General features: G+C 58.9%; 20 protein-coding genes and 1 riboswitch. Of the genes, 3 read left to right on the forward strand and 17 right to left on the reverse strand.

Going from position 1 to position 19,881, the window contains the following annotated elements; all coding sequences use genetic code 11:
- Positions 1-65: 65 nt before the first annotated feature.
- From A6M21_RS07760 to A6M21_RS07780, 4 genes are all read right to left on the reverse strand, one after another.
- On the reverse strand, positions 66-1,631 hold the full coding sequence (locus A6M21_RS07760; protein ID WP_066667546.1) for a DUF3794 and LysM peptidoglycan-binding domain-containing protein: 1,566 nt from the start codon (positions 1,629-1,631) through the stop codon (positions 66-68).
- A gap of 248 nt (positions 1,632-1,879) precedes the next feature.
- Complete coding sequence (locus A6M21_RS07770) at positions 1,880-2,965, reverse strand: CAP domain-containing protein (protein WP_066667548.1); 1,086 nt, start codon at positions 2,963-2,965, stop codon at positions 1,880-1,882.
- Between the two features lie 5 nt (positions 2,966-2,970).
- Positions 2,971-3,172: riboswitch (cyclic di-AMP (ydaO/yuaA leader) on the reverse strand.
- Between the two features lie 186 nt (positions 3,173-3,358).
- On the reverse strand, positions 3,359-3,781 hold the full coding sequence (locus A6M21_RS07775) for a hypothetical protein (protein ID WP_066667549.1): 423 nt from the start codon (positions 3,779-3,781) through the stop codon (positions 3,359-3,361).
- Between the two features lie 54 nt (positions 3,782-3,835).
- Positions 3,836-4,840 (reverse strand): chymotrypsin family serine protease, encoded by a 1,005-nt coding sequence (locus A6M21_RS07780; protein WP_066667550.1) that lies wholly within the window; start codon positions 4,838-4,840, stop codon positions 3,836-3,838.
- 249 nt (positions 4,841-5,089) lie between these two features.
- On the opposite strand from A6M21_RS07780, the gene A6M21_RS07785 reads away from it, so the two are divergent.
- Positions 5,090-6,223: a hypothetical protein gene (locus A6M21_RS07785; RefSeq protein ID WP_066667551.1), complete on the forward strand. Its 1,134-nt coding sequence runs from the start codon at positions 5,090-5,092 to the stop codon at positions 6,221-6,223.
- Between the two features lie 120 nt (positions 6,224-6,343).
- Positions 6,344-6,682 carry a hypothetical protein gene (locus A6M21_RS07790; RefSeq protein WP_066667552.1) on the forward strand — a complete coding sequence of 113 codons (339 nt, stop codon included), beginning with the start codon at positions 6,344-6,346 and terminating at the stop codon, positions 6,680-6,682.
- A gap of 110 nt (positions 6,683-6,792) precedes the next feature.
- On the opposite strand, the gene yabG is transcribed toward A6M21_RS07790, so the two are convergent.
- Positions 6,793-7,662 (reverse strand): sporulation peptidase YabG, encoded by an 870-nt coding sequence (gene yabG / locus A6M21_RS07795; RefSeq protein ID WP_066667553.1) that lies wholly within the window; start codon positions 7,660-7,662, stop codon positions 6,793-6,795.
- 204 nt (positions 7,663-7,866) lie between these two features.
- Here yabG and A6M21_RS07800 point away from each other — a divergent pair, with 204 nt between their 5' ends.
- A complete protein-coding gene (locus A6M21_RS07800; RefSeq protein WP_066667581.1) occupies positions 7,867-8,697 on the forward strand; it encodes a glycosyltransferase family 2 protein in 831 nt (276 codons plus the stop codon).
- A 165-nt stretch (positions 8,698-8,862) separates the two neighbouring features.
- On the opposite strand, the gene A6M21_RS07805 is transcribed toward A6M21_RS07800, so the two are convergent.
- The 12 genes from A6M21_RS07805 to A6M21_RS07860 all read right to left on the reverse strand — a co-directional run bounded on the left by A6M21_RS07805 (position 8,863) and on the right by A6M21_RS07860 (position 19,783).
- Complete coding sequence (locus A6M21_RS07805; protein ID WP_161486032.1) at positions 8,863-10,062, reverse strand: NAD(P)/FAD-dependent oxidoreductase; 1,200 nt, start codon at positions 10,060-10,062, stop codon at positions 8,863-8,865.
- A gap of 51 nt (positions 10,063-10,113) precedes the next feature.
- Positions 10,114-10,269 carry a rubredoxin gene (locus A6M21_RS07810; protein ID WP_066667554.1) on the reverse strand — a complete coding sequence of 52 codons (156 nt, stop codon included), beginning with the start codon at positions 10,267-10,269 and terminating at the stop codon, positions 10,114-10,116.
- A gap of 154 nt (positions 10,270-10,423) precedes the next feature.
- On the reverse strand, positions 10,424-10,996 hold the full coding sequence (rbr, locus tag A6M21_RS07815; protein ID WP_066667555.1) for a rubrerythrin: 573 nt from the start codon (positions 10,994-10,996) through the stop codon (positions 10,424-10,426).
- Positions 10,997-11,105: 109 nt separating this feature from the next.
- Positions 11,106-11,576 (reverse strand): ribonuclease H-like YkuK family protein, encoded by a 471-nt coding sequence (locus A6M21_RS07820; protein ID WP_066667584.1) that lies wholly within the window; start codon positions 11,574-11,576, stop codon positions 11,106-11,108.
- A gap of 185 nt (positions 11,577-11,761) precedes the next feature.
- Complete coding sequence (rsmA, locus tag A6M21_RS07825) at positions 11,762-12,649, reverse strand: 16S rRNA (adenine(1518)-N(6)/adenine(1519)-N(6))-dimethyltransferase RsmA (protein WP_066667559.1); 888 nt, start codon at positions 12,647-12,649, stop codon at positions 11,762-11,764.
- Positions 12,650-12,864: 215 nt separating this feature from the next.
- The gene (locus A6M21_RS07830; RefSeq protein WP_078060498.1) at positions 12,865-13,890 is read right to left on the reverse strand and encodes a resuscitation-promoting factor; all 1,026 of its coding nucleotides are present in this window, start codon (positions 13,888-13,890) and stop codon (positions 12,865-12,867) included.
- A 279-nt stretch (positions 13,891-14,169) separates the two neighbouring features.
- Positions 14,170-14,487 carry a DUF6951 family protein gene (locus tag A6M21_RS07835; RefSeq protein WP_066667561.1) on the reverse strand — a complete coding sequence of 106 codons (318 nt, stop codon included), beginning with the start codon at positions 14,485-14,487 and terminating at the stop codon, positions 14,170-14,172.
- A complete protein-coding gene (locus tag A6M21_RS07840; protein ID WP_066667563.1) occupies positions 14,475-15,215 on the reverse strand; it encodes a 4Fe-4S dicluster domain-containing protein in 741 nt (246 codons plus the stop codon). Before A6M21_RS07840 ends, A6M21_RS07835 begins: the two co-directional genes overlap by 13 nt.
- A gap of 48 nt (positions 15,216-15,263) precedes the next feature.
- Positions 15,264-15,584 carry a DUF6951 family protein gene (locus A6M21_RS07845; RefSeq protein WP_066667567.1) on the reverse strand — a complete coding sequence of 107 codons (321 nt, stop codon included), beginning with the start codon at positions 15,582-15,584 and terminating at the stop codon, positions 15,264-15,266.
- A 211-nt stretch (positions 15,585-15,795) separates the two neighbouring features.
- A complete protein-coding gene (locus A6M21_RS07850) occupies positions 15,796-16,848 on the reverse strand; it encodes an MtaA/CmuA family methyltransferase (protein WP_066667569.1) in 1,053 nt (350 codons plus the stop codon).
- Between the two features lie 31 nt (positions 16,849-16,879).
- Positions 16,880-17,818, reverse strand: a complete 939-nt coding sequence (locus A6M21_RS07855) for a tetrahydromethanopterin S-methyltransferase subunit H family protein (protein ID WP_066667571.1) — start codon at positions 17,816-17,818, stop codon at positions 16,880-16,882.
- 15 nt (positions 17,819-17,833) lie between these two features.
- Complete coding sequence (locus tag A6M21_RS07860; protein WP_066667573.1) at positions 17,834-19,783, reverse strand: ASKHA domain-containing protein; 1,950 nt, start codon at positions 19,781-19,783, stop codon at positions 17,834-17,836.
- Positions 19,784-19,881 lie beyond the last annotated feature (98 nt).

Below are 19,881 nucleotides of genomic sequence, written 5' to 3' on the forward strand. Positions count from 1 at the left end.
CTGCATCTGTTTGACTGGATGCCGGCGGCTGGTTCCGGAGCTGACCGGTGCGTTATGATCCCGTTTTATCCCTTGGCTACGCACGGTACATTGATCACATCGCCGGGCTGCAGGTTTTCCGGCGACTTGCCGGGGTTGGCATTGATAATCGCGTTTACGGAGGTGCCGTATTTCTGCGCTATGGACCAGAATGTATCCCCGGCCTGCACCGTGTAGCTGATCGTCTGGCCGGGCGGGCAGACGGAAGGAGACGGACTGGGCGCCGGAGTGGCCGTGATCGAGATCACCACTTTGCGCTGCAGGGTCTGGATTACTTTCACCGCCACCTTGAGCACCAGTTCCAGGGCAATCTCACAGCCTTCGGCGGTTGCGGTGATAAATTCCACAAACGGCCGCACTTCCACATCCATACCGCTTTGGGCGCCCTTGACTTCCACAAAGGTGCGGAAATGCACCCGGCGGTGCATGGCGTGCACGGCCTGGCTTTCGACTGCGGCCACATAGACCACCTGGACATCGACATAGCCGCGGATGATCACTTTGTCGCTGATGATCTTGGTTTCGGAGATGTGCACATTTTCCACACTGGTGCTTAGAATTTTTTCCACCGCCGGTTTCGGCTCCGGTGTTTCAAAGACGTCACGCAGCACCACCTGGACGGCGTCTTCGCCGACCACGTGATCTATACGCAGTTTGGCCATGGTGGCCTGAGCTCCGGAAACTTTGGTCAGCACGGTGATCTCACGCGGCTCGCTGGCAAAGGCGATTAGCTTGAGCACCACATCGGCGCGCAGGCGGGTGCAGCAGACTCCCTGCAGGGGCTCCACATCAACATTTTCCACCACCACGTCGACACGGACGTCCATATCCGGAGTGGCCCCCGGCAGTTCCACAAAATCGCTGAAATGGATGGTCCGGTGCAGCTGGTGTACCGGCTGATCGGGCAGGGCGGCCACATACAGCACCTGCAGGGTAATCGTGCCGTCCACGATGACCTTGTTCTTGATCAGGCGCGTGTTGGTAATTTCGGCCGAATAAAATACATCCAGGATCTTTTCAATCGCCGGTTTTTCCTCCGGCGTGTCGAAATCCTCGCTGACAATGATCTGCTTTGTCTTGCTGGCCACCACATTGGATACGGTAAGCTGCTCGGTTTCGCAGGTGGCTCCGGCCGGACACTGGGTAATCACATCAATGTCCCGCATTTCGGTCACCTTGACAAAAACGCTTAACACAGCGGACACGTCCAGTTTGCACGGGTCGCCGTGATGGAGGGTGACGCTGATGTCCTCCACCGTGACCTTCCCCCGCGTATCCATGCCGGGCTCGACTCCGGGCAGGTCCACAAAGGTGGTGAAGGGCAGCTGCGCATGCATGCTATGGACGGATTGGGCCGGTTCCAGGGCCACGTAAACGATCTGCACGGTGAGAGTTCCTTCTATGATGGCTTTATTCGGTACCAGTTCGATTTTATTGATTTTAGCCGTTTTATCGATAGAAAGGATTTTCTCTGCAGCCGGTTTGGGGTCGGGCACGGAAACGGTGCCGCGTACTACAACCTGGTTGGTGTTTTCGTTGACCACCTGGTTGACCCGTAGCTTTTCCGTAGCCGGTACAGCATATCCAGACATTGATCTTTCCTCCTTTCAAAAGTGCTCTATAATATATATATGAGCAGCCGGAATAAATGTGCGGAAATTTGGTAAAAAGGCCGGGAAAGAAAAAAAAGATCCGCCGGAAAAACGGGGCGCGCCGGGTGAACGGTTTGAAGGATTCCCCGGATGGGCGTGTAATCAGCGGCGCGGGGGATCTTCAGGCTGCCGGATGCACAGTAAGAAGATCCCCCCTTCCGGGGGGATCTTCTTTTACGGCGGAAACGCTAACCGGTAAACTCCTGCACGAAAATTTTACCATACGGACTGCCCGTGACCACTCCGATCCCGATTTTAGTGTAGTTGGGATCCAGGATGTTGGCCCGGTGACCGGGGGAATTCATCAGGTTCTGGAAGGCTGTCTGCACCGTGGGGGCGCCGGCCAGGTTCTCCCCGGCATAGGAATAGGTGATGCCGAACTGCTTCATCATGTCAAAGGGGCTGCCGTAGGTAGGGGAATTGTGGTCGAAATAATTGTTGTCCACCATGTCCTGCCCTTTAACGCGGGCCATTTTGACCAGCTGCATGTCCACTTTCAGCGCCGGCAGGCCCTGCGCGGCGCGCGCCTGGTTCACCAGATCGACCATCTGCTGCTCATCGGCGGAAAGGCCGGCCGCCGGCTGTGGCTGCGGCTGTGGCTGTGGCTGCGGCTGCGGCTGCGGCTGCGGCTGCGGCTGCGGCTGTGGCTGTGGCTGTGGCTGACCGCCGCCGGTCAGGATCTCCACAATATACAGGCAGCCGTCCCGGTCGACGATACCCGCGCCGGCCTGCGTATAACCCCGGTCGAGTATATTCTGGGAATAATCCAGCGCGCGGCAGGCGTCGGCCAAAGAGGGGGCTTCCGTTACGTTTTCACAGGCGGTGGTGAATTTCACCCCCGCGCCGGCCAGTTGGCTGAACAACGAACCACCGGGAAAACCGCCGGATGACAGTTCGTCCGCCTGCCGCCGGGCGATTGCGGCCAGCGTCTGGTTGGCCGCCAGTGCCGGCAGGCCCTTAGCCGCACGCCGGGCGTTAATCCGGTCCAGCAGCTGCTTTTCAGACTGCGCCGGGGGTTCGTTCTCGGTTGGTTCCGGCTGCAAACCGGCGGGATTGCAGGCGGGGAGAAGCCCGAAATCAAAATTGAGTGGATTGGCAAAGTTATCCGCCGTCAAGACGGGAACTTTTTGGCCGCCGGCGTCTAACCAAATAGAAGGTGCATCGCAGGAAGGGACGGTTTGCGCCGCTGCCGCGGTGGCGAACAGGAAAACCAAAAGCGCGGCGAGCAGGACGGTAAAAACGGGCCGGGAACGGGAAACTTTCGGTACCGGCATGAAAACACTCCTTTCTTTTTACGCCTCCGGAGTTAGCTGACGGGTTCGGTAAAAAGACAAAACCTACCTTGGACCGGCTGCGGCCTGTCCAACCGCGTACCGTACACGGACAACCCCGCCGTCGCGGCCGCCCGTACCCGGCGCCGGTCAGGATTCACCCCCGAAGTTGGTTCCTCCGTACCACAAGGGATTCGGCGCGCCATTTGCACAACACATCCTGTCCGGGCGGGCCGTGCCCGCACTTCCACGGCATGCGCAAACAGGAAGTTTGTACAATTTACTTTATCAAATCTTTCCCTGCTCCGGCAACGATGTAAATTAATCCCTGCCGGCTATTGAATTAACACTGCTCCCATTTTTATGCCAAAAACGACATTAAATGCATGATCCACTTTACCTGGGGTATACTGGTAAATAGCCGCCCGGTGTATACATCACCGCACCCAGGCCTTCTGTGACGGCCAGGCACTCCATCCCGTTTTCCCCCTCAAAAAAACAGGTCAAAATGAACAGGCCGCAGCGGGAGGCTTTTTGAAACCGCCTGAGCAGCAGTTCATCCATGTCACGCAGCGCCTCCAGGGTGACTTTGCCGCCGCGGATGAGCAGGGTGAACCGGCCGTCGGGCTGGCGCAGCATGAGCATCCGGTAGGACTTCACCCCGGCCTGCACGATCAGGCGGTCAATCGCCTTCATGAATCGGCGCGCCTCGTGCATGGCGTCGTCACGGCTGCTCAGACGCGGCCCGATGGCCGGAATATTTTCCCCCAGCAGTATCAGCGCTAAATCCGTGCTCCCGGAAGCATGTTTATGCGGCAATGGCTGACCCTCCAAACCTGTGTAAGCCCCGTTCCCCGATTAAAGAGTAAAAGCTTACAATTCCAGCTCCAGGCGGCTGAGCACTTGATCAATGCGGTTGAAGACGGTGTATTTTTCCGAACCGGCAAAAAGCAGGCCCGCAGCCCGGTTTTCCGTGTCCAGCACCAGCGAGCCGCTGTCCCCCGGACGGGACAACATATCCGATACCACCTGATCGGTAAACCAGCCTTTGTCGTTTTCACCGATTTCCACTTCCAGCGTGACGCCCAAAGCGGTCACCGTACCCTCGGAAAGGCCGCTGGTCCGCCCGCTTTTCCGCACCGCCCCGCCGGGTTCCGTTTCCGCCACTCCCTCGAGCCGGCCGATTTCCATGATTTGTTCATCGATCAAGCCCGGATCGTCCGGCCGCGCCACCGCGGCGTCGATAATGTTGGCCCCCTGGTAGCGTTTGAGCATTTTCAACTCGTAATTGGGCCTGATCGTGCGCAGCGCCAGGTTGCCCGCCCGGACCACCGCCGCCGCCACCGGACATTCGATTTCTTGAACGCTGCGCAGCAGCGGCGAAAACCGCAGCAGCGCGGCAATCCGATCCTTCGCCTGCCCCCCGTCGTGCGGCCCGGGCTGCAGTACCGGGTCCCCGATCTGGGCGCGCCCGTCCCGTCCGTCGGTAGCGTTGGCCAGAATGTGATTGTTGCTTAAAATCAAACGCTCGCCGGTGGACTTATCCTTGACCACCGCGCCGAAGGTGCCGGCGGTTATTTTGTAGTGCCCGATGCTCACCCCCGGCCTGGCCGGACGCTCCCGCCCGCTGCGCATATCCAGCAGACGCACCCGACCGATCTCAATCACATCGGTCTCCAGGCCGTTGATCTTGTCCGGCACCAGCTGTTCCCGGCGCAGTTCCGCGGCCGGCAGTTTCTTTTCCACAAAAATGATCAGCGCCGGACGTTTGGTCCGCTCCAGGCCTACATTTTTCAACCCGTAGCCTGCACCGGTGACATGCGGCAGCTTGAGCAGTGTGCCGAGAGATTTTTTCAGCGCGCGCCGGTACTTTTCCACTGTAATCCCTCCTTGTTTCCCTCCCGCCATCATATGCGCGGAGCGGGAAAAGGGTTACCTGGCGCGGACCGGAGCAGCCTCCCATAAACTTCCTGCTATATTTCCTGCACATTTTTTCCGGCGGACAATATATATATTTATAAAGTCTTTTCGCATTAAGGGGGTGTCCTGGAATACCGGATACAGGCCATTCATTTAATTGCCCCGGCCACCGCCGGGAGAAAAAGGATTAAGGAGGTCAGACAGTACATGCCGATAGAATACGATTATCAGGAAGAGCAACCGGTACGCTGCATATTGCTCCGCGTACCGGTGGTTCTGGATGTCCAGGAACTGGCTGCAAAAATCGTCACGGATTATCACTGCCCCGAATTTGCCAAACGGATTGAGCGCATCGAAGGCCGGGTAACCGAATATGTGATTGAACCGGTATTCATCCGCGAAGGATGGGGACACTGGTGGCCGGTAATCGGCGAGGACTGGCGCAACCATTTCCGGTACTGCTACCGGGAAGGCGGCATGATCAGTATTATCAGAAAAGTGTTCTTCACCGGAACATTCCGGATTGACATTTACTACGTCAATTCAAATGATGAAGTCAAACACTACAGTGTGGAGCAGACTTTCTCCGAGCTGATTGATCTGGTGCGTCCGCAGCCGGTATTGCATGAGGACAATGTCTATTTCACCCTGCACCGGCCCAAATTCGACGTTACCTGGGAGCATGTCAGAGGGACGCGCGTGCGCACTTTCGTTATCCTGATCGTGCGCGGCAAGGTGATTGAATACCGCCAGGTTTATGTGCAGGCCTGCCCCTATCCGAACAAGCGCTGCCAGATTGCGGACCCCGGCTTTGATCAGTGGGTCGGCAACAAACCGCTTTTCTGGAATACTACCGGTGCGGTGGCCCCGGCCGGCGGTCAGACCGGTCAGGGGGCGGAACTGGGCGCCGGCAGTCCGACCACCATATCGGCTGTTTACCAGACGATCAGGGGGGAAAGGGAAGGCGGTTTTGCGCTTTTCACCACCCGGATTAAAAAGCTCACCTTCTGGGCCGAACAGCTCGCCCCGGCCACCGGTGCGGTGAGCACATTCAACCTGACTGCGGACGTGCGTGTTTTCGACTACTCCGGAGTGCAGGTGGAGGGCGCCAGCCAAACCTGGAGCAGCGGCAGCATTCCGTTGAACCGGTTCACCCAGTTTACCTTGAACGTCAACACCACCGAGCGCACTGATGCCCATATGGTCATGATCCGGTTTACATTCGAACCCAATGCCGGTAATACGAATACAGTCGTTATCGACACCGTGCACCTGGAGTGCGAAAGGGCGATTCCGACCATCGACCATAAATATTACGGCTGGTTCGACGAAGATTTTTAAAAGTTTATCGTCAATAACCGAGAAAAGCTGTTCCCTGACAGCTTTTCTTTTATTGCCGATGCACATCTCATCCTTCCCGCTTCATAAAATATATAAAATAATTTTTGGGGAGGGCAACAAATGTCCGATGTTCAAATGAATTATTACGGCGATCCGATGGAAATGATGTCCTGGCGGCTGGTGGACCGCCTGCATAAACTGCTCAATCAGCAGGTGACCGTTTATGTGGCCGCTTCAGGCACCGTCTATACCACCGCGATCACCGGCACCCTGGCCGTGGTGGGCAGCGATTACATTGAACTGCATGCGGTGAAGGACAGTCAGACCAGACCGGTGATTATTCCGACCGCTTCAATCATCGCCATCGCCGTCGGCGGCCCAATCACGACCACAACCCCCGCGCCGGGCACCGCTCCGGGCGGCCTGCCGCCGGGCACGGCGATTACAACCAGCGCCTGAGCGGGCGCATAAACGGCAAAAGATGGAACCGTATTTTTAAACCCGCCATAAAGCCGTCCCAGCCTTGAAACCGGGCTGGAGACGGCTTTATAATTTGGAGATGCATGTTCTTAATAGGGCGACTTGGGTATGCCCAGGCGGTACTTGCCCCTGGTTTCCACGCCGCCGATGCCGTTGAAGCCGGTAATGGTGCCGGCGATGATATCTTTGATCGAAATCGGTTCATAAATCGATGTATAGGCGATCTTTTCAATCACAAATACGGGATCGAAGGCATGAATGAGCACACGCTGCGGCGAACTGGCAAAGTTGGCCCCGGCTTTCAGGATGGCTTCGTAATGCGACTGACAGGCGCCGGCGAAGATCACCAGGTCATCCATGCTTTTTTCGTACTGCCGGGCCACTTTCACCCCTTCAACAAAGGAACGGGAGTTGTGGTAGTTGTTTATGTCGCTGAAGTCCCTGGTTCCTTTGAGCAGGCCGTCATGCCCGGTGAGCACCAGCATATCCGGACGGTGCTCCTGCAGCAGCGCGGCCACTTGTTCCGGCTGTTTTTCTTCCTCGATGTTGTAGCCGTAGGCCGGTATGTTCATCTGCCGGTAGGTGGTCATGCACAGATCCAGGTAATCCCCGTCGCCATCCACATGCAGCACCGATCCGGGCACATCGAAACTGTCCATGTTGTTCAGGGTGTCGTTGGCACGGCTCATACTGCGTATGCGGTCCTGTTCCCGGCGTTGAAACACCCGCTTCATCTGTTCATGGTTTTTCATCATGAACGAATGCCAGTAGGCCGCCACATGGGATGGCTCGAATTTTTGCAGATCTTCAACCGGCGCGTTGGCGTACAGGCGCACGTCCAGCCCTTTCAAGCAGGCGTGCTGCTTGCCGTTAACCCCGGTGAACAGTCCCGTTACTTTGAAATAAACATCGCAGCCGTATGAAATCCGCCCCACGATGTCACCGACATTGATCTTCACGGCGGCCGCCTCCTGATTCCCTTTTTCTTACATTGTATGTAACCGGTCCGGCCGGTGGTGAAGGATTGGCGGGCGCGGGATATACTTTTTGCCATCCGGAACGGAAGTGCCGGCGCGGCTTTGTACAATCTGGAAACGGCGGGTGTTCATTTCCACCCGGCCGGCATATGGTGTATCAGGCACACTCGGCAAGAGGTGATGCACATGCTCGCTGCTGTCATACCGGTAAAAAATGAGGCCGCCGTCATTCAAAAAGTGCTGCGCCGGGTACTCTCCCTGCCTGTTGATCTGGTCATACCCGTGCTGAACGGCTGTACCGACGCTTCCCGGGAAAAAGTAGCGGAGTTGCACGAGCGGCGGATAAAGCCCCTGTTCTTTCATCAGGCGCTGGGCATTGACGTGCCCCGTGCCGTTGGCGCCCGGCAGGCCTGCCGGGCCGGGGCGCGGGCCGTATTGTTTGTCGACGGCGATATGAGCGGAGATCTTGACGCCCTTTTAAGCCGGCTGGCGGAGGCCGTGACCGGCGGCCGCGCCGACCTGGCCCTGACCGACTGCTACCCGCCGGAAGCGGCGGCCGGCCTTTCCGAACTGGCCAGCCACCTGCTCGCCGTGCGTCTTTCATTGAACCGGGAACTGGGTCTGGCCGGCGTGCTCGGTTCGTCTTCCCCTTCCCACGGGCCGCACGCCGTTTCCCGCACCTTTCTGGAACGCGTGCCGCTGCGTGAACTGGCCGTGCCGCCGGCGGCCCTGGCGCTGGCGGCACGGGAAGGGCTGACGGTGCGGGTGGCGGCCGCCGCGCCTCACTCCCGCCTGGGCTCACCCTGGCGGGACGCCGTGCACAGCCGTCTGATTGCCGAAACAATCATCGGGGACTGCCTGGAGGCGCTCTGCGTCTACGAAGGCAGACCGCGCAGCCGGGCGAAAGACGGCCATCTATTCATGGGCTATCATCCAGCGCGCCGGTTTGACCTGCTGGACCGGTTCCTGGCCGCTGGCCAGGCCGTCCTGCCTCCAGAGCACCGGCCGGACGAGTGAGACGCGGCCTTGCTTGTGCCAGCCGGCGGTCCCGCAAAACAGCCCGGGAACCCGCGCAGCTAAAAAACCCGTAAAACCGGTTCCGGTTTTACGGGTTTTTTGGGTTAAGCCGGGCTTGCATCACAGCCGGGCGCGCGGCGCCCGGTATCCGGGTAAGTCCGCCGCCTACATCATGGCCAGCACCTGATCCACGGAAGGCGTGCCGGCTGTGTCCGCGGGCAGTTTAAATCCTTTTTCCAGTGCAGTTTTAATTTTCTGCCCGTCCTTGATTTCGCCGATCAGAATCCCGCCGGTCAGGCGGTTTTCGCCGTCAAAGAACAGCTTGCGGTAGCCGGCCGCGCCCCAGTCGTCGGCCAGTTCCCTTTCCCCGGCCGGCCGGCCCACGGAAAAAAGGGCGGTTTCCATGACCATCAGGGCGTTGGAAGGCGGTATCTCGCGGTAGCGCATCCCGCCGCCGGCCGCATTCGTCCCGGCCACCCGGCCCTGCTCCAGGGCCACCGGCCAGAGACCGTAGACCCGGCCGTTGAATTCAGCCACATCACCGGCCGCATAAACGCCGTTCCGGGAAGTTTGCATAAACTCGTCCACCACCACGCCCCGGTTCACATTGATCCCGGTATCCTTGAACAATTCCGTGTTGCAGACCACGCCGGTGGAGAAGATCACCAGATCGGCGGACAGCGTTTCACCGGACTGCAGTCGCACACCGGTCACTTTTTCCGTGCCCGTGATTTCTTCGATGGCCGCATTAGTCAGCACCTGCACCCCTTTGCCGGCGACTATTTCCTGCAGCACGGCCGCCCCCCGCTCATCCAGCTGGCGGCGCAGCAGCCATTCGGAACGCTCCAGAACCAGCACTTCCTTGCCCCACTGCCGCAGTGCCCAGGCCACTTCCAGGCCCAGCGGGCCGCCGCCGGCAATCACCGCCCGGCGGGCGTCCTGCCCGTAACTTTCCAGCGCGCGCAGGTCGTCATAGGAGCGCAGGGTAAAAACGCCCGGCAGCTGATTGCCCGGAGCGGGCGGCAGGAAGCTGTGGCTGCCCTGGGCCAAAATCAGTGCGGTAAAGGGAAAGACGCCGCCTGTGGAAGCCACGACCCGGTTGTTTGTCAGGTCCAGCGCGGTCACCTTGGTGTTCAGATGCACGTCGATCCGGCGTTCTTCGTACCAGGCCGGCGGGTGAACCAGTATTTTATCCACCTGGATCCGTTTGCCCAGGCCGTGGGACAGGCGGGGACGGTAGTAGGCCAAGTACGGCTCGCCGCCCAGAATGTGAATGGCACATTTCTCATCCCGGTTCCGGGCCGCCTCGGCCGCCGTAACCGCCGCCACGCCGTTGCCCGCGATCACTATTTGCCGTTGGGACAATGATACCCACTCCTGTTCCGCGGCGCATACCCATGCGCCGCCCAAACTGACTTACGACTCTTTTTCAAAGCTGTCCTTGCCCGCGCCGCAGAGCGGGCAGACCCAGTCCTCGGGCAGTTCCTCAAAAGGCGTCCCGGGCGGAATTCCCTCCGCGCCCTCCGCCGGATCGTAAACATAACCGCAGACTGTGCAGACCCATTTATCCATCGTCCATCCCCGCCTTGTTTAATTATTTTTGAACACCGCCACCGCAACGCCGGCGGCAAAACTTTGTCCCGCATCCCCCGCCCGGCGGCGGCCGTGCCGCGAACTGTGCGGTACGGCCGCCGCCGCGGCAAGTTCTGTTTAATAATTCCGGCCGTTAATAGTTTTCGCCGAGCAGTTCGAAGAATGCCTGCGGATGAGCGCAGGCCGGGCATGTTTTCGGAGCTTCCGGCCCTTCGTGGATGTAGCCGCAGTTCCGGCAGCGCCAGAAAACCTTGCCGTCCTTGATGAACACCTCGCCTTTTTCGATGTTCTCAATCAGCTTGCGGTAGCGGTTTTCGTGCCCCACTTCCGCTTTGGCGATGGCCCGCAGCACCGCCGCAATCTCGGTAAAGCCCTCTTCCTCCGCCACCCGGGCAAATTCCGGGTACATGGTCGTGTTCTCATAGTTTTCGCCGGCCGCCGCCGCCTTCAAATTGGCCAGTGTGTCGCCGATCACGCCGGCCGGAAAGGCGGCCTCCACCTGCGCCTCGCCGCCCTCCAGAAATTTGAACAGGCGCTTGGCGTGCTCTTTTTCATTGTCGGCGGTTTCCAGGAAAATGCCGGCAATCTGTTCATAACCCTCTTTTTTGGCCTGCGCGGCAAAGTAGGTATAGCGGTTTCTGGCCTGCGATTCCCCGGCAAAGGCCGTGATCAGGTTTTTTTCCGTGCGTGTTCCTTTCAAACTCATGGTTGGTTCCCTCCTGGTACTTTTAGGATTTTGCATTCAGCAATTATTCTATTCTCCATAGGAGTAATAATTCCTGCTAGCAACAAAAACTTTTTTAAAAAATTCCCGTCTATTTGGTGTGCTTGTCGGCCACACTGGAAGCGCCGAAAGCATCGGGCTTGATCTTGGCCCGGAAGCCGCTGCCGGTGACCATGCCGACCACCTCCCGGATTAAATCCCTGGTTTCGCCGTGTGTGCCCACGTCGATGTGAATTTCCACCGCCAGGTCGTCCAGGCCGCATTCGGCGAAATGTTTGGCCACCAGGCCGCCCAGTTCCAGACTGAGCGCCGTCTCATAAAAGATCTTCTGACGCAGGCTTTTGATCTTGCGCTGAATTTTTTTGCGGTAATAGTAGCGCGCCCCTTTGCCCAGGCGGTGCACGATCACGGCGGTGATAAAACAGGTCTCCTGCTTCACCTGGGAGTCGGAGCCGATGATCACCTTGTAGGAGGAAGTGGGCAGACCGGTGATATAACCGAGAATGTCCGCCATCATCTCGTCAAAGTTCAGCCTGCCCTTGGTCGGGCTGATAAAATACATATCCTCTCCCCACCCTGAAGTGCTTTGTTGCGGCGTGCATGCCGGCGGCGCCGCCGCTAAAATATATATCCTCACCCGCTCCCGGTTTACCACCGTCCGGACCGCGCACCCGGAGCCAACGGAGCGGTTCCCTGTTCTTAAACGGGGCCGGGAGGCGCCCGCGGCAGAAAACGGCCGGCGGCCGGTCAGCGGTATCCCCCGCCCGCGGCGCAAACCCGGCACAGGGCGGCAAACTCGGCCAGACCGAGGGTTTCGCCCCGCCGGCCGAGCGCGATGCCGGCCGCAGACAGCGCCTGCTCCCACTGCGCCCGCGACCAGCCGGGCATCACCCCGGACCCGGCCAGGGCATTGCCGGCAGTTTTGCGCCGCTGGCCAAAGGCTCCCCGCACCAGGGCGAAAAACAGCTCCTCGTCCGGCACCGCCACCGCCGGCGCCGGGCGCCTCTCCAGACGCACCACCGCCGAATCGACCTCCGGCCGGGGCAAAAACACCGTGCGGGGCACGCGGAAGAGCATTTCCGGTTCGGTATAATACTGCACGGCCACGCTCAATGCCCCGTAATCCTTCCCCCCGGGCGCCGCCGCCAGCCGGGCGGCCACCTCCAGCTGCACCATGACCACCAGCCGGCTGATATTGAACCTCTTTTCCAGCAGGCGCATGATCAGTGGCGTGGTGATGTAGTAGGGCAGGTTGGCCACCAGCTTGTAGGGCCGTCCGGCCGCGTCCGGCGCGGCGGCCGCCGCCAGTTCATCCAGGTCGGCCTGCATGGCGTCCCGGTGCAGCACGGTCACGTTGTCCAGACCAGCCAGGGTTTCCGCCAACACGGGCAGCAGCGACCGGTCAATCTCCAGCGCCACCACCCGCCCCGCTTCCGTGGCAAGCACCCCGGTCAGAACACCGGTGCCGGGACCGATTTCAAAAACCAGGTCGTCCTTTTCCAGTCCGGCGGCGGCCGCAATTTTACGCACAATGTTTGCGTCCACCAGGAAGTTCTGCCCCAGCGAGCGGCGCAGGTGTACATTGTATTTTTCCAGCACCGCCCTGACCGCGGACGGCGTGGCCAACTGCGCCATGCCCACTTCCCCCACATACTGGAAATCAATCTGCTATTAATTATTCGACGCCGCTTCGGCCGATTCCTTTATATATTATTCCCCTTTTGCCCGGTTTAAGAAAGGCGGCGAAAAAAAAGGAGCCCTCCGGGAGGGCCCCTCACTGTTTTACTTTTTTGATATTTCCGCATTCATCCGCTCCCCGCCGTCAGATTCGGGCGGAGCGGCAAAACAAGCTAGTCAATTACGTAAACGCGCACCTGGCGCACACCCCAGCGGTCGGCCTGGGCTTCGCTCTCCATGAACAGGTCGATGCGGTGCCCGTTGATGCTGGAACCCCGGTCCAGGGCGGTGGCGTAGCCGTAGCCTTCGATGTAAAGACGCGTGCCGAGCGGGATCACCCCCGGATCCACGGCCACCACGCCGCGCCGGGGCGCCGCGCCCGTAGCGGTGGAGTTGCCGGTATAGCTGTAGGCCGTGGCCGTCATATCCAGGGCGCGGCTGTAGCGGATGTCATAACCGCCGCGCGAAACCTCCTGCCGGGTGCCCACCTGGACAATTTTGTCCTGCGGCGGGGAAAGCACCTGGCTGTCTTCCATAGTCCGGCTGACTTCCTGCCCGTCGTGGTAGGTCAATACCCAGCGCTGCTCCTCCTTGCCTTCCCGGCCCTCCCGGACAACCCGGGTAAAGCCGCTGTCCAGGCCGGGATCGGCTTCCCGGCGGACATTAAACGCCAGGGGCACCTTGATTGTCTTTTTCTCTTCCCGTACCCGGATGATCCTGATGTTCATACCGTCTTTAACCGGCTGGTCCGGCGCCGGCTGCACTATATCCAGCGGACCGGCCGCAACCCCCTGCTCTTTAAGCGCTTCCCCGACGGTATGGCCATAGACAAACCCGTTTAACTTGCGGCCTTCCAGGATAATAGTCACCGCCAGCGCCCGGGCCACCACCACCTGCATCCCGTCCGTCAACCTGGTGCCGGGCGACGGCGTCACCCGGTCCCGGGGAGCCAGCTGCACGTGTTGGGACTGCAGCACGTCGGCCACCGTCCGGGCGCTGGTCTCCACCGGCACCTGCCGGCCGTCCACCGTCAGCGTGACGGTTTTACGCGCCCAGGCATAGCCGGCGAAGACCAGGCTGCCCGTAAAGATCATGACCACCAGGAAGAACAGCATTAAACGGGAGCGGCAATGAAAGCCATGCAGATGAGCGCCGCCGGACAGCAGGCGGCCCGGCCTGCCCAGAGTGCTCCACTCCATAACATTCCTCCTTCCCCAGTTCCGGCGAATTTAAATGCCACATTTTCAATTCGCGGGAGTTGTCTGGTTTTCCTGCCGTGAAAAGGAAAAACTTATGTCGATCCTTTGATCCGGGTTGTCGGCACATCTTAAAGATTGCCAGGGTTGGCGGCTGGATTAATATAGCATATGCCTCCGGCGTAAAAAAAATGACGGAAAAAAAGAAAAAAATTGCCCCGTGTAACGGGGCGCATAACTAAGGAGGTTTGTATGCTGCACAAATAAAAACTTAAAACTTTTTCAATCCCCGCTCACTTTGATCCGGGCGTCCCGCGGCAGGGCCAGACCGGCCGCCACTTCAACGGCCTTCATAATCCCGGCCGGCACCGGACAGGCCGGGTGGGGGATATGGGGGGCATAAATATGATAAAGTTCACCTTCGTGTAATTTGGCAAAAAGTTCTTTATAGGCGTTGACGATCTTCAGCTCCCCGGCCACCTTTTGCCAGTTCGGGCATTCCGTCTCCACACACAGTTCCACCTGGCGCTTTTGACCCGCCGTCGCCCGTACTGTGGTGTTGAAACCGCAGACGCCGCCGAAAATTTCTACCTTGGCCACCGGTTTCCAGTCACTCCTTTCAAAGCCGCCGCACCGCGCGGGCAGGCCAGAATACAGATCCCGCAGACATCCTCGCCCACCAGGCCGGCGTTTTTTTCCATCTGCCGGCGGCATGCCGCGGCATCGATATGCGGCACCAATCCCTCCGCCCGCGACCACTCCACATCGGCGATCGCCCCGGACGGACAGGCCTCCACACAACGGCGGCACTTCCCGCAGCGTCCGGAGGTGTACGGGCTGGCGCATACCTCCAGGGGGGCGTTGGTCAATACGGTGGCCCAGCTTAAACGCGGACCGTATTTCTCCGAGACGAGCAGGCCGTTTTTGCCAATCCAGCCCAGGCCGGCGCAGGTGGCCGCGGTTTTGTGCGGAAACAAGGGATACAGACGGGCCACAAACCGGGGGTCGTGCTTGTCGGAATCCGGCGGAATGGCCAGGCAGCGGTATCCACGGCTTTTCAGCAAGCCGACCAGACGCTTCTGCAGCTGCTCCAACAGCAGGTCTATCTGCTGGTACCGGTTGGAATACACCGCGCCCCGGGTGGTGTGCACCAGGTTTTTGCCCGGCGGCGGATGCTTGATGGCCAGGGAGACGGCCACCGGCATATGCTGCAGTTCCCCCGCCAGTCCCTCGCTGACGTCGCCGAAACCGACCAGAGTGGCTCCGTGCTGTAACAAATATTGTTCAATTTCAAACGCGCTGGGGGTAATCGCAAGAGCATTTTCCATGGCCCGCCCCTCCCGGAATCCGGCTCTCCCGGCATCTGCGCCGCGGTTTTAACCGTTCGTTTCGATTTTGATGGTCACATCTTTTGGTATGGCGCCGCCCAGTTCGACCTGAATGGTTTTGATAATGGCACAGGGTACCGGACAGTCGGGGTGTTTCAGCCTCCTGCTGGCTGCCTGGTAAATCACGGAATCAACCATCTTGCCAAACACATTGCGGCTGCAGTCCACTTCGGCCAGATCTTCATTCAAGCTGCGCAGGTACTGGCAGGCGCTGATGATCTGCACCCGCACTTTCATTTTGCCTGTTTTGGTGACTTTGATCACGCTGGTGAACCCGCAGGCGCCGGCCATTACCTTGGCTTTGGCCATTGTTCCAACCTCTCCCCCAAAACCCTTTGTGCAAATAGTTTACGTAATTTTTATCATAACTAATTATACAGTAAAGTTTGCAACCGGGGCAAGCGGAGGTTATGCTTAAGGGAAAGTCCGGTTCAATCGCCGGGGCGGCCCGTCCGGTGAATAAAGCGCTTTATTCACCGGACGACGGGGCATTACGTCCACCGGCGGGCAGGCCGGCCGGCTACCTGTTTTTGCGCGCCCATTTGGAAGCGCCGTATTCCTTAACCGTATCCACCATTTTTTTCAGGTTCTCCAGCGGCGCTGTGGGCCAAATGTCGCAGGCCGGCCAGACAGCATCCACGCCGCCTTCAATACTGTTCAATACCGCTTTTTCCACATCTTCCGGCGTACCGTTGACCAGGATGTTGTAAGCGTCCACATGGCCGAAAAGCAGCGGTTCATGACCGATGGTTTCACGGCTCTTCTGCAGATTGTTCTTGGTTTCCACGCTGAGCGCGTCGGCGCCGCACTCGTTCATCAAACCGATAATCAGGTTGGTGTCGCCGCATATATGCAGAATCTTGGGCGAGGCAATGTTCTGGAATATCTTGGTCAGGTGTGGCTTGATCACCTGCTTGAAGCTGCGCGGGCTGAGCACGTCGGTAGGCGCGCCCATTTCCCGGATGGTGATATAGTCGGCCCCGGCTTCCCGGTACTTGGCCGCCATAGTGATAATTACTTCCGTCAGTTTATCCAGCATACTGTTGACCAGATCTGGCTTTTTAAAGCAGAGTTTGAACAGGTCGTTCAAATCCATCAACTGACCGGCCAGCGTGAAGGGACCGAGGAACCAGCTGCCGACGGGTACATCCTTGCCGACGTCATTCTTCAGCCGGGTGATTGCTTCCATCACCACTGGGAAACGGCCGCGCTCGTGCAGGTCGGACGGAATCTCGATTTTATCCATTTCGTCCACCGAATGAACTATTTTTTCCTTGATGGTGGGGTAGAGCAGCTGCGCCACGTCTTCATATGCATTCATCACACAGCCGAGCGCTTCCGCCTCCACACACATGTCAAACGGCACCACCGCGCATTCGTAACCGAACAGGCGGTAAGACGAAGCCGCCATATTGGCCATTTTTTCCGCATCCCGGTGGATGGAGGGAAACTTGTAGCCGTACTCGTCCAGCCCGGCGGTGGTGATGTTGCCCATCCCGCTGTAACAGGCCATGCGGTCCACTTCTCGGCCCGCAAAGAGGCCCAGCACCCGGTCTCTTGATGACATGGTCATATTTTTTATCCCCTTTCCTTATCGAACTGTTTTATTGACCCAGTTGTTTGACAAAATCGCCAAAGAACTTGCGGATCGGATGGTTCTCTCCGGCCGGCAGCGATCCCGTTTCATCATAGGCCAGTGTGGTCAGGATCAGGCTGGCCGTGGCTATCGCCGGCATGATCTTGGGAATGTTCACGATCGGACCGCTGAACAAAAGGTCGGCCCAGAGCAGGGAGGCAATGGCCTGGCCGGCGGCGTTCATGGCGTTGAAGCCGTCGGAACCCCACATCTCTTTTGCTTCCTTCCACATGTAGGTGCCGTTGGAGGAAGCCACGCCGGTCGGCCAGCCGAATTCCTCCTTTACCAGCCTGGACGCCACGCAGGAGAAAGCGGTGGAAGGCAGGTTCATCACGGCGGCGTCGATTAACACGGACTCAAAGTCGTCTTCCTTGATCGTTTCAAACATTTTCTGCACCCCGCCGACCCGGCCGCGGGGCGACGGATCTTCCGGATTGTATGCCTGCACTACAATATGCTTGATGCCCAGTTCCTTCAAGCGCGCCACCTGGCCGGGGATGTCCTTGTCCCAGGGGGTGATGCTGTTGTAAAGCACGCGATCCTGAATGCCCAGTTCAGCGATGTGCTCCGCCACTTCCAGGCGGGTCTTTTCCACCCACATGTCAATGCCGAAGGGCTGATCGGAAATGCTCAGGAAGAAGTCGATATAGGCCTTCATTTCATCCAGCGAGGTGGCCACCAGCGCCACCAGTGCCGGCACGCCGCTCTGGGCGGACAGTTCTTCCATTTTCAAGACATAGTCTTTTGCCTTGTCCCGGTTGAACTTTCTTTCCTTGCGGCTTTCCAGGTTTTTGTCCCCGTTGTGGAACATGGATGAAATCAACAGGGGTGGATTTTCCCCCGGCTGTCCGCCGATCTTCATTGAGCCGATCTGGCAGACCCGCTGTGTGCGGTTGAGTTTGAACATTGAATCATCTCTCCTTTACCGTTTTGGAATCCGGTCCAAAAGATGCTGAATGTGCGGGAACTTGTCGGTGGAATGCGGGAAGGCCATCGCGGCGGCGAACCGCATCTGGAAGTCCGGCTCAATGGCTGTTTCCACAAATTCCACATGGCGCGCGATCCAGGTCGCTTCTTCGCGTTTGCCCGTGTCCAGCAGGGCCAGCTTGGCGCCGTCGCCGGCGGCGTTGCCCACGGCCGCCACGTTTTCCAGGTCGCAGTCCGGGAACATACCGATCACCATGGCGCTCTCCTTGTCGATATAGCTGCCGAAAGCGCCGGCCAGCGTGACGCTGTCCAGGTTTTCCACGCCCAGCTTTTCCATCAGGTAGCGTGAACCCACATACAGGGCCGACTTGGCCAACTGCACCGCCCGCACGTCGGCCTGGGTGAAGGCAACGTCCTTGCCGATGGAAGTTTCATCGGCCCAGGCCACCACGTACTCCGGCTTGCCATCCTCGCCGCGGCGCACCCGCGGGTGGTTCAGCTTCAGGTTGAAGCGGCCGCTCTTGTCAATCACGCCGGACAGGAAGAGCTGGGCGACCATGTCGATGATGCCGGAGCCGCAGATCCCCTTGGCCTCCGTTTTCTGGATGTCCGGGTACCAGCTATCCTGGCCGATCACTTTGTAGGACACTTCCAGCGTTTCCGGGTTGATGATCACCTTTTCAATCGCTCCCGGGGCGGCGCGCATGCCGAACTTGATCTGCGCGCCTTCCAGCGCCGGACCGGTGGCGCAGGAGGTGCACAAGAGCTTCTTGGCGTTGCCGATGTCAATTTCACCGTTGGTGCCGATGTCGATGACCATGCGGATCTTCTCTGGCTCCTTGTAGGGTTCTTCGGCAATGAGCACCGCCACGTTGTCCGGGCCGACAAATCCCGCCTCCACCGGCAGGGTATGCACATTGGCCCCCTTGCAGACCTTGATGCCCAGGTCGCGCGCCTTGATGTTCTGGGATTCCTTGGTGCCGGCGGTGAAGGGGGAGCGGCCCAGGAAGCCCGGTTCCATGCCCAGGGCGATGTGCTGCATGGCTGTGTTGAACACCAGCGTCACTTCCAGGATGTCTTCCGGTTTCTGGCCGATTTTTTCCGTCATGCGCTGGGCCAGTGTGTTGATGCCTTCAATGATCGCCTGGTGCATTTTCTCCAGGCCGTCGTCATTCATCATGTGATAGGTGATCCGGGAAAGCACGTCCTCACCGTAGCGCACCTGCGGGTTCATCATCGAGTCCACCACCAGCGACTGACCGGTGCGCAGGTCGCACAGGTAGGCGGCCACGGTGGTGGTGCCGATGTCAATGGCCAGACCCAGAGAGTGTTCGGCCAGACCCGGTTCGACCAGGATGATCTCCTTGTTGTTCCAGACCGATACAGTCACTTTCCACTCCGCATCCCGTACAATATTGGGCAGGCGCCGCAGCAGGAAGTAGTCGATGGTCATGTCTTTGGGCAGGCCGTACTTTTCGGCCAGCGTGTCCTTGATCCGCTCGACGTCGCCCCGGTGGTCCTCCAAAGTGGCCGGCTCCATTTCGATATAGTACTTGTGTACCGCCGGGTTGATCTGGAAGGTACGCTCCTTGCCGGTTTCCAGCACCACCTGTTTGGCGCCCCGGCTTTCCTCGGGCACAAAGAGCAGCACATCGCCGTTGACCTCGCAGCAGCAGGCCAGGCGGAAATTATCGGCCAGTTCTTCTTCGGTCAGGAAGTCCTTTTCTTCCTCCTGCAAGGGAGAGAGGTGCTCCACGCGCGAGTCAATACCGAACTTTTCAAAGAAGCCTTCTTCAATCTTCACTTTGCACTTGCCGCACACTTTCACTCCGCCGCAGACGCTTTCAATGTCCACGCCCAGTTCCCGGGCCGCTTCCAGCAGGGTTTTGCCCTGTTCCACCTGGCCCCGGCGGCCGGATGGCTGAAAGATTACTGTTGACGCCATGTTTCTTCCCCCTTGTGTTTGTACATTTCCAGTATCGGTTTAGGCTGCCTGCTCTGCTACTAAAGATCCCGCAATGAGCTGATCATATTGATGGCGTC

The organism is Desulfotomaculum copahuensis (assembly GCF_001655685.1).
Lineage (GTDB): Bacteria > Bacillota > Desulfotomaculia > Desulfotomaculales > Desulfovirgulaceae > Desulfotomaculum_G > Desulfotomaculum_G copahuensis.

What these genes read in the sequence shown, in the direction of transcription:
- rsmA (WP_066667559.1), bottom strand. Translation starts at nt 12,649, where the DNA reads ATGGCGCAGTTGGCCACGCCGTCCGCGGTCAGGGCGGTGCTGGAAAAA.
- A6M21_RS07840 (WP_066667563.1), bottom strand. Translation starts at nt 15,215, where the DNA reads ATGGAAAATGCTCTTGCGATTACCCCCAGCGCGTTTGAAATTGAACAA.
- rbr (WP_066667555.1), bottom strand. Translation starts at nt 10,996, where the DNA reads ATGAGTTTGAAAGGAACACGCACGGAAAAAAACCTGATCACGGCCTTT.
- A6M21_RS07760 (WP_066667546.1), bottom strand. Translation starts at nt 1,631, where the DNA reads ATGTCTGGATATGCTGTACCGGCTACGGAAAAGCTACGGGTCAACCAG.
- A6M21_RS07800 (WP_066667581.1), top strand. Translation starts at nt 7,867, where the DNA reads ATGCTCGCTGCTGTCATACCGGTAAAAAATGAGGCCGCCGTCATTCAA.
- A6M21_RS07845 (WP_066667567.1), bottom strand. Translation starts at nt 15,584, where the DNA reads ATGGCCAAAGCCAAGGTAATGGCCGGCGCCTGCGGGTTCACCAGCGTG.
- A6M21_RS07810 (WP_066667554.1), bottom strand. Translation starts at nt 10,269, where the DNA reads ATGGATAAATGGGTCTGCACAGTCTGCGGTTATGTTTACGATCCGGCG.
- A6M21_RS07790 (WP_066667552.1), top strand. Translation starts at nt 6,344, where the DNA reads ATGTCCGATGTTCAAATGAATTATTACGGCGATCCGATGGAAATGATG.
- A6M21_RS07860 (WP_066667573.1), bottom strand. Translation starts at nt 19,783, where the DNA reads ATGGCGTCAACAGTAATCTTTCAGCCATCCGGCCGCCGGGGCCAGGTG.
- A6M21_RS07850 (WP_066667569.1), bottom strand. Translation starts at nt 16,848, where the DNA reads ATGACCATGTCATCAAGAGACCGGGTGCTGGGCCTCTTTGCGGGCCGA.
- A6M21_RS07855 (WP_066667571.1), bottom strand. Translation starts at nt 17,818, where the DNA reads ATGTTCAAACTCAACCGCACACAGCGGGTCTGCCAGATCGGCTCAATG.
- A6M21_RS07785 (WP_066667551.1), top strand. Translation starts at nt 5,090, where the DNA reads ATGCCGATAGAATACGATTATCAGGAAGAGCAACCGGTACGCTGCATA.
- A6M21_RS07770 (WP_066667548.1), bottom strand. Translation starts at nt 2,965, where the DNA reads ATGCCGGTACCGAAAGTTTCCCGTTCCCGGCCCGTTTTTACCGTCCTG.
- A6M21_RS07830 (WP_078060498.1), bottom strand. Translation starts at nt 13,890, where the DNA reads ATGGAGTGGAGCACTCTGGGCAGGCCGGGCCGCCTGCTGTCCGGCGGC.
- A6M21_RS07820 (WP_066667584.1), bottom strand. Translation starts at nt 11,576, where the DNA reads ATGTATTTTATCAGCCCGACCAAGGGCAGGCTGAACTTTGACGAGATG.